We start from the raw sequence: 7,325 nt of genomic DNA, 5'->3' as shown, positions 1-7,325 counted from the left end.
ATCCAAGACCATCATGAAGATGATCGATGATGACGAAGGCGCGCATCCAGTAAAGACAGTCGGTGGATGCGTTTGGACGGCAAAGTACAAGGGCAAGAAGCTTACTCTGACCGATGAAAACGGCACGGTGGCTACCGTTACCATAGCAAATGTCAAGCAATCAAACGGCGTCATTCATGTGATCGACAAGGTTCTTCTGCCAAAAATTTAGTCAGAGACGCCGGGCTCATTTGCGCAGAGTGAACCAGGCTTTTGCCCCGCCGATCCGCCGGATCGCGTGGGGCTTTTTTATTTACGCTGTTCTTCGAGGAGCTGGGCAATTGCCGCCCGGAGTTCATCCAGCCCGCCACCTTTTTCAGACGATGTCGCCAGGATTTCCGGATAGGCCGCGGCGCGCTTTCTGATGGCCTGCGCTGTCTCTTCGATCAAACGCGGTACTCCGGCGGGATTGATCTTGTCGATCTTGGTCAAGACAATCTGGTAGGATACGGCAGCCCGATCAAGCAGGTCCAACACCTCGGCGTCATTCTTCTTCACCCCGTGGCGGGCATCAATCAGCAGGTAGACACGCTTGAGCGTCGTACGTCCGCGCAAGTAATCGAAAACCAGCCGTGTCCAGGCATCTACCTGTTCTTTGGGCGCTTCAGCGAAGCCATAGCCCGGCATATCCACGACCGCGAGGGGAGGAAGATCGCCGTCTTCACCTGAATGGCCATCTGGAACGAAATAATTGAGCTCCTGTGTCCGTCCAGGTGTATTCGATGTTCGGGCCAAGCCCTTCTGGCCGATGATCGCGTTGATCAATGACGATTTGCCGACGTTGGAACGCCCCGCGAACGCGATTTCGAGCGGGCCCTCCGGCGGCAGGAACTTCATCGCAGGAACGCCGCGGATAAAAACCCAGCCCTGTGCGAAGAGCATTCTGCCCTTCTCGATGAGCCTGTTGGTGTTTTGCTGCGTTTCGGTCAATTTCTTCCATCCATTTGCCGAAGACGGCCGTGCTTGCAATCAATGTTTATGAGTGGCTTGTCAACCGCGCAAAAGAAAAGCCCCCGATCAAGCCGGAGGCCTTCTGCTTGACTCAGCGATTCACTACTATTCGGCGGGTTTCGGCTTCTTGCGGAAAAGCCCTGCGAGATTGTCCCACAATTCGACCTTGACCCCCTGGCGTTTCATTATGATGCCCTGCTGGATAATCGACAGCGTATTGTTCCACGCCCAGTAGATTACCAATCCCGCCGGGAAAGTCGCCAACATGAATGTGAATATGAGCGGCATCCAGTTAAAGATCATTTGCTGGGTCGGATCCGGCGGTGTCGGGTTCATACGCATCTGCAGGAACATCGTGACGCCCATGATCAAAGGCCAGACGCCGATCATCAGGAAAGCAGGGACTGCCCACGGGATCAGGCCGAAAAGATTGAACAAAGATGTCGGATCGGGAGCAGCCAGATCCTGGATCCAGCCAAAGAACGGCGCGTGGCGCATTTCTATGGTGACATAGAGGACCTTGTAGAGCGCAAAGACAACCGGAATCTGAATCAGGACGGGCCAACAGCCGGCAATAGGATTGATCTTCTCCGTCTTGTACAATTCCATCATGGCTTGCTGCTGTTTGACCTTGTCATCCGCATACTTCTCGCGGATTTCGGTCATCTTCGGCTGTACCAGCTTCATCCTCGCCATCGAGGCATAAGACTTGTTGGCAAGCGGGAAGAACAAACCCTTCAAGATCACGGTCACGACCAGGATGGCCACACCGAAGTTTCCAATAGCTTTGTAAAGCCAGTCGATAAGATAGAACATCGGCTCTGTGATGAAATAGAACCAGCCCCAGTCGATCAGATTCTTGAAGAGTGGAATATGCAGATCGTTCATGTAGGCATTGATTCTGCCTACCTCTTTCGCGCCTGCGAATATGAGATTGTCGGTGGATGCCGACTGACCCGGCTGGATTGTCGCCGGATCAGACAGATAGTCGCTTTGATAGCGCGGACGTCCGTCATCGAAATATGAAAAGCGTATCTTGAACGGCGTTGCCTGTGCTGGAACGAGCGCAGCAGCCCAGTATTTGTCAGTAATTCCAACCCATCCGCCGGTGGTCGAACGGTCCGGCGCAACTTCGCGTTCTTTTTCAATTGCGGCAAACTTGTATTCGATCAGTTTGTCGTTGACCACGCCAATCGGGCCCTCGTGCAGCACGTAAGTGCTTGGATGCAGAGGCTTCGAGAAGCGCGTCACACGTCCGTAAGAGGCCAGCGAAACAGGTGCTGAGGTCGTGTTGGTCACAGCGTCCTTGACCGTGAACATGTAGTTCTCGTCGACACTGATCGTCCGTTTGAAGACCAGACCCTTCTCATTGGTATAGGACAGCGTAACAGGTGTGGACGCCGTCAAATCGTTGTTGCCCTCGCGGGTCCAAACGGTCGTCGGGCCTGGAACGGTCCCGGTCAGATCATTTCCCGCGAACCCAACCTCAACAAACTGGCCATCGGCCATCTGCGCAGGGCTTAGCAACTCGATATTTGGCGAATTATCGTCGACAGTCTCGTGATAATGCTTCAGCTGCAGATCATCGAGCCGCGCTCCGGTCAGGCTGATCGAGCCGCCAAGGCTGGGTGTGTCGATCTTGATACGCTGTGTCTGACCAAGGGCGGCGGCACGCGTGAGACTACCCGCCTGAGCAGCATCTTGCGACTGGCCTGGGACATTTGCCGCTGGATTGCCAGTAGTAGAAGACGGGAGATTATTTGCTGCATTGCCGTTGGTGGCAGTGCCGGCCGGCGTGCTCGCCTGTCCGTCAACACGCGTTTGTCCTTGCCGCGTGGCCTCGATCTGGGCCTGTTCGCGCTGCGCTTCGATCTTGGGGTTCATATAGAACACCTGCCAAAGCGTCAGGATCACAATGGACAAGGCAATGGTGATGAAGAAATTACGGTTGGTTTCCATTGTCAGTCCTTGGGTCGGGTTCGCGAGTACCTGTCAAGGCTTTGTCGAACGCCGGGTCAATATTTTCCTGGAAACCCGTTTGGAGAGTTCCCGCGTCAAGTCAGCGAACGGCGCGTTCAGCGCATCGCGGCGAGCAACGATCACATAGTCGGTTCCAGCTTGCATGTCATCAGCAACATTGACGCGCACCGCCTCTCTGAGGCGCCGCTTGATGCGATTGCGAATAACAGCATTCCCGTTCTTTTTGGTGACCGTGAAACCTACGCGCGGGGGTCCAACCTGGTCCTCTCGCTCTTTGACTTCGACAAGAAAGTAGACGCCGCGGCGCTTTTCTCCGTTTCGGACAGCCAAAAACTCCGCTCTCTTGCGAAGGCGGAGTGGTTTTTGCTCATTCATTCTATAGTGCCAACTCTGGCCAACCGCACAAGTTTGCGCGGAATGCCTTATGCCGACAACCGCTTGCGACCGCGAGCGCGACGCGCTGCAATAACCTTGCGGCCGCCTGCCGTTGCCATGCGGGCACGGAACCCGTGACGACGTGCGCGGACAAGCTTGGATGGCTGATAAGTACGCTTCATTTGTTAAATACCGCGGTGTGCGGCCCTTCTTGTGGTCTGTTCTTGACAGGAGCATATCAGGACCGCCGTTAGCATATGCGAATATGCCGTCGATATTCGTCGTGGGGGCGGTCAGCCCGGACGTGCGCGGCTTATAGAGGCACGATGCTGATAAGTCAATTGATTGACGCGATTCAAAAATAGGCAAATCCACGCAACTGATTTATTGTGCTGGGCAAGCATTTGACCTACATCGAATGCCGATGGAGCGTATATGACGGCGACTCAGCAAAAGCCAGAAAACACGAGTGTACCTCTGCATGCGGGTCGGCGTTTGCCCGTTCTGAAACGTCTTTCCGGCAAGTTGCTGCGCCTCACCCTCTTGTTCGGCCTTCTCGCAGAAGTGATGATTTTCGTACCTATCATTGCAGATATGCGTATTCGCTGGCTTTCCGACCGGCTCAACACCGTTGCTGCGGCGAGCGTCGTGCTAGCCGCGAGCGATAGCGAGAATGTACCGCAATCAGTGCAGAATGACGTCCTTCTCGCGACAGGAACGAAAGCGATCGTTTTGCGCGAGAAAGGAGCCTCCCGGCTCCTTGCCGTATCGGAAATGCCTTCCAAAGTGGACAAGCACATCGATATTACAGTGACGGATCCGGTTACGATGATCCGCGACGCGTTCGACACCCTGATTAACGGCGGGCACCGGATTATCCGCGTTTATGGTCCGGTCGGAGATACCGGCAAGATTATCGAACTCCTTACATCCGACGCCCCGCTGCGGAATGCAATGCTGCGATATGCCGGGAATGTCGCACTGATTTCGTTGTTTATTTCGCTCATCACGGCAGGCCTGGTTTTCCTGACGATCAGCCGCTTGCTGATCCGACCGATCCAGCGCATGAGTGACAACATGCTGGCCTTTGCCCAGGCGCCAGACGATCCGCAGCGTATTATCAAGCCAGAAGCTCGCGAAGACGAACTCGGCATAGCGCAGCGGGAGCTCGCAGATATGCAGCACCAGTTGCAACGTACGCTGTCGGAGCAGAAGCACCTCGCCGACCTCGGCCTGGCGGTTTCCAAGATCAACCACGACATGCGCAATATTCTGGCCTCGGCCCAGCTCATATCCGATCACCTCGCAAACACCAGCGATCCGGCGATCCAGCGCTTCGTGCCGAAATTGGTACGTACTATCGATCGCGCGATCAATTATTCGCAGACTGTGCTCGCCTATGGCGGCACACAGGAAGCGCCACCGCAAAGACGGCGGGTCAAGCTGCGCACGATCATCAGCGACGTCGAGGAGATGCTTAACCTCGACGCAAAATCGGAGATCGAATTCAAGAACCTGGTGCCGGCCGACTTTGAAATCGATGTCGATCCGGACCAGTTTTTCCGCGTCATTTCCAATCTGTGCCGCAACTCGGTTCAAGCTATGGCCAGCGACACCCGAAGTGATCCGTCCGTGGTCAAGCGATTGACAATCACTGCGGGACAGATCGGCACGACCTCCATCATCGGCATTGACGATACCGGGCCCGGCCTGCCTCCCAAGGCGCGCGAAAATCTGTTTACAGCCTTCAAAGGGTCGGCGCGATCGGGTGGCACCGGCCTCGGTCTTGCTATTGTCCATGAACTTGTACGAGCTCACGGGGGAACGATTGAATTGCGGGGAGGCGATGGAGCGGGAACAAGTTTTGAAATTCGTATTCCGGACCAGCCGGTATCCCTGGCCGAGTGGCGTTCCCGCCGGGACTCAGCGTCCTGACATGAAACGCCGCAATGGCTGATTACCTCTACACCCACTTACCGCATATCTTCTTTGTGCTGTCGATCGTTCTCGGCGTCCCGGCGGCCGTTCACGCGACAATGACCAAGGAAGAGGTTCGCGCCGCCATTGGCTGGGTCGGCGTGATCATCCTTTCCCCGGTCATCGGTGCACTCATCTATGCCGTCGCAGGGATTAACCGCATCAGACGGTCGTCCATCTCCTCGCAACGCAAATTCCTGCATGAGATTGGCCAAGACGTCTTCATGCGTTTCGATGCCAAGGACAAACATGTTCTGGCGCATTTCGAAAAGCGTTTTGCGGCAATGAAGACACTTGGAGATCGCGTCAGCCGATGCCGGCTTACGACCGCCAACAACATCGACATATTGCAAGGCGGCGATGAAGCCTATCACGCGATGCTATCCGAGATTAACCAAGCCCAACGCAGCATTCTGGTTGAGACCTACATCTTCGACCGAGACAAGCTTGGTCTGCGCATTGCCGACGCCCTGATTGTCGCCGTCAAGCGCGGGGTCGAGGTGAGAATATTGATCGACGCGGTGGGTGCTCGATATTCCATTCCGAGCATCGTCGGCTATCTCGCCAAACACAACATCAAAGTTGCCGTCTTTAACGGTAATATTATCATGGGGTTACGCTTGCCCTATGCCAATCTTCGTACCCACCGCAAGATAATGATTATCGACGGGCGTGTAGCCTTTACAGGCGGCATGAATATCAGGGCGGGTTTTTCAGCGGAGATCGTAGGCGAAGACAATGCGCGTGACACGCACTTCCAACTTACCGGGCCTATTGTGACGGATCTGTTTCACATTGCTTCCGAGGATTGGCGATTTACGACGCATGAGATGCTCACAGGGGAGCCCTGGCATATCGCCACGCCGGAAAAGCAGCCGGGAGATCCCGTGTTCATTCGCGCCGTACCGTCGGGACCGGATCGCAGTGTCGAAGCCAATCACCGGATGCTGATGGGCGCATTTTCCGTTGCGCAATCGCGCATTCGCATCATGTCACCCTATTTTCTGCCGGACCGCGAATTGATCAGCGCGCTGGTAACGGCCGCACGCCGCGGTGTCGAGGTGGACATCGTCGTGCCCTCAATCAACAATCTCAAGCTGGTGGACCGCGCCATGACGGCACAGTTCGACCAGATCCTCAAGGGTCACTGCCGCATCTGGCGCGCCCGTGGTAACTTCAACCATTCCAAACTTTTGGTGGTCGATGGGCAGTGGGCCTATGTCGGATCGTCAAATCTTGATCCGCGGTCGTTAAGGTTGAATTTCGAAGTCGATCTCGAGGTGATGGATGCAGCATTTGCGTCCGAAGTGGAAGCGCTTGTCGAGAACGCAATGGCCTCAGCGAAACCGGTTCTGCTTCAAAACCTGCGCGCCCGGTCGTTCTGGGTGCGCCTGGTTGAGCGAATTATCTGGCTAGGCTCGCCCTATCTTTAATTTCTTCCGTTTCTACCAACGCCGATTTCAGATCGACATAGGCCTTGATTGGTAGATGATCGGATGCAACACGGGCCAAAGGTGTGTCGTGAACCTCGATCGTTGTAACAAGGCTGTGCGGGTGGCCAAGAACCCTGTCCAACGCCAGGACAGGAAACCGTGACGGAAAGCTTGGCACCGCATTTTTTGCCGGATCGAAGACCGGGCGAAGGAAGTGCAATGACGAACCTTTGCCCACGCGCCATTCGTTCAAGTCACCCAACAATAAAGTCGGACGCGATGGATCCGCTTTCACGGCATTCAAAATTGCTTCCGATTGTTGTTGCCGCGAGTGTCTGAGGAGGCCGAGATGTGCGGCAATGATGCGAAGTGGGCCTGCTTCCAGATCGATATCGACCACCAATGCACCGCGCGGCTCAAGGCCGGGTAGTACAAGCTGCTGAACACGGCGAACGACGCCCTCGCGGAACAGCAGCAGATTGCCATGCCAGCCATGGCCTTTTGGGTAAAGCGAAGTCACCGGAACTGGAACAAGGCTGTTCTCGCGATGGAGACGGGCAAGATCAAGCA

8 protein-coding genes are annotated in these 7,325 nt (G+C 55.4%); 3 read left to right on the top strand and 5 right to left on the bottom strand.

From position 1 onward, the window contains the following. A partial coding sequence (locus tag ACXJ5O_RS14860; protein WP_457300552.1) for a fasciclin domain-containing protein occupies positions 1-211 on the top strand: 211 nt, incomplete at its 5' end. 77 nt (positions 212-288) lie between these two features. Here ACXJ5O_RS14860 and yihA read toward each other — a convergent pair. The 4 genes from yihA to rpmH all read right to left on the bottom strand — a co-directional run bounded on the left by yihA (position 289) and on the right by rpmH (position 3,527). Continuing rightward, complete coding sequence (gene yihA / locus ACXJ5O_RS14855) at positions 289-921, bottom strand: ribosome biogenesis GTP-binding protein YihA/YsxC (RefSeq protein WP_457300553.1); 633 nt, start codon at positions 919-921, stop codon at positions 289-291. Positions 922-1,095: 174 nt separating this feature from the next. Beyond that, entirely contained in the window at positions 1,096-2,949 is a 1,854-nt protein-coding gene (gene yidC / locus ACXJ5O_RS14850) for a membrane protein insertase YidC (protein ID WP_457300551.1), read from the bottom strand. Positions 2,950-2,982: 33 nt separating this feature from the next. Then, a complete protein-coding gene (rnpA, locus tag ACXJ5O_RS14845; RefSeq protein WP_112526657.1) occupies positions 2,983-3,345 on the bottom strand; it encodes a ribonuclease P protein component in 363 nt (120 codons plus the stop codon). A 47-nt stretch (positions 3,346-3,392) separates the two neighbouring features. Beyond that, the gene (gene rpmH, locus ACXJ5O_RS14840) at positions 3,393-3,527 is read right to left on the bottom strand and encodes a 50S ribosomal protein L34 (protein WP_040853797.1); all 135 of its coding nucleotides are present in this window, start codon (positions 3,525-3,527) and stop codon (positions 3,393-3,395) included. Between the two features lie 253 nt (positions 3,528-3,780). On the opposite strand from rpmH, the gene ACXJ5O_RS14835 reads away from it, so the two are divergent. Continuing rightward, positions 3,781-5,280 carry a sensor histidine kinase gene (locus tag ACXJ5O_RS14835; RefSeq protein ID WP_457300550.1) on the top strand — a complete coding sequence of 500 codons (1,500 nt, stop codon included), beginning with the start codon at positions 3,781-3,783 and terminating at the stop codon, positions 5,278-5,280. 14 nt (positions 5,281-5,294) lie between these two features. Next, positions 5,295-6,755: a cardiolipin synthase gene (cls, locus tag ACXJ5O_RS14830; protein WP_457300549.1), complete on the top strand. Its 1,461-nt coding sequence runs from the start codon at positions 5,295-5,297 to the stop codon at positions 6,753-6,755. Here cls and ACXJ5O_RS14825 read toward each other — a convergent pair. Further along, positions 6,727-7,325: endonuclease/exonuclease/phosphatase family protein (locus tag ACXJ5O_RS14825; RefSeq protein WP_457300548.1), on the bottom strand; the 599-nt coding region annotated here is incomplete at its 5' end. The genes cls and ACXJ5O_RS14825 overlap by 29 nt on opposite strands.

This window comes from Phyllobacterium sp. P5_D12, from assembly GCF_054049495.1.
Note: the sequence above shows the minus strand (reverse complement) of the source record. Positions and strands in the feature narration are given on the sequence as shown.

Coding starts and splice junctions, on each gene's coding strand:
- cls (WP_457300549.1), top strand. CDS start 5,295: ATGGCTGATTACCTCTACACCCACTTACCGCATATCTTCTTTGTGCTG.
- ACXJ5O_RS14835 (WP_457300550.1), top strand. CDS start 3,781: ATGACGGCGACTCAGCAAAAGCCAGAAAACACGAGTGTACCTCTGCAT.
- yihA (WP_457300553.1), bottom strand. CDS start 921: ATGCTCTTCGCACAGGGCTGGGTTTTTATCCGCGGCGTTCCTGCGATG.
- rpmH (WP_040853797.1), bottom strand. CDS start 3,527: ATGAAGCGTACTTATCAGCCATCCAAGCTTGTCCGCGCACGTCGTCAC.
- rnpA (WP_112526657.1), bottom strand. CDS start 3,345: ATGAATGAGCAAAAACCACTCCGCCTTCGCAAGAGAGCGGAGTTTTTG.
- yidC (WP_457300551.1), bottom strand. CDS start 2,949: ATGGAAACCAACCGTAATTTCTTCATCACCATTGCCTTGTCCATTGTG.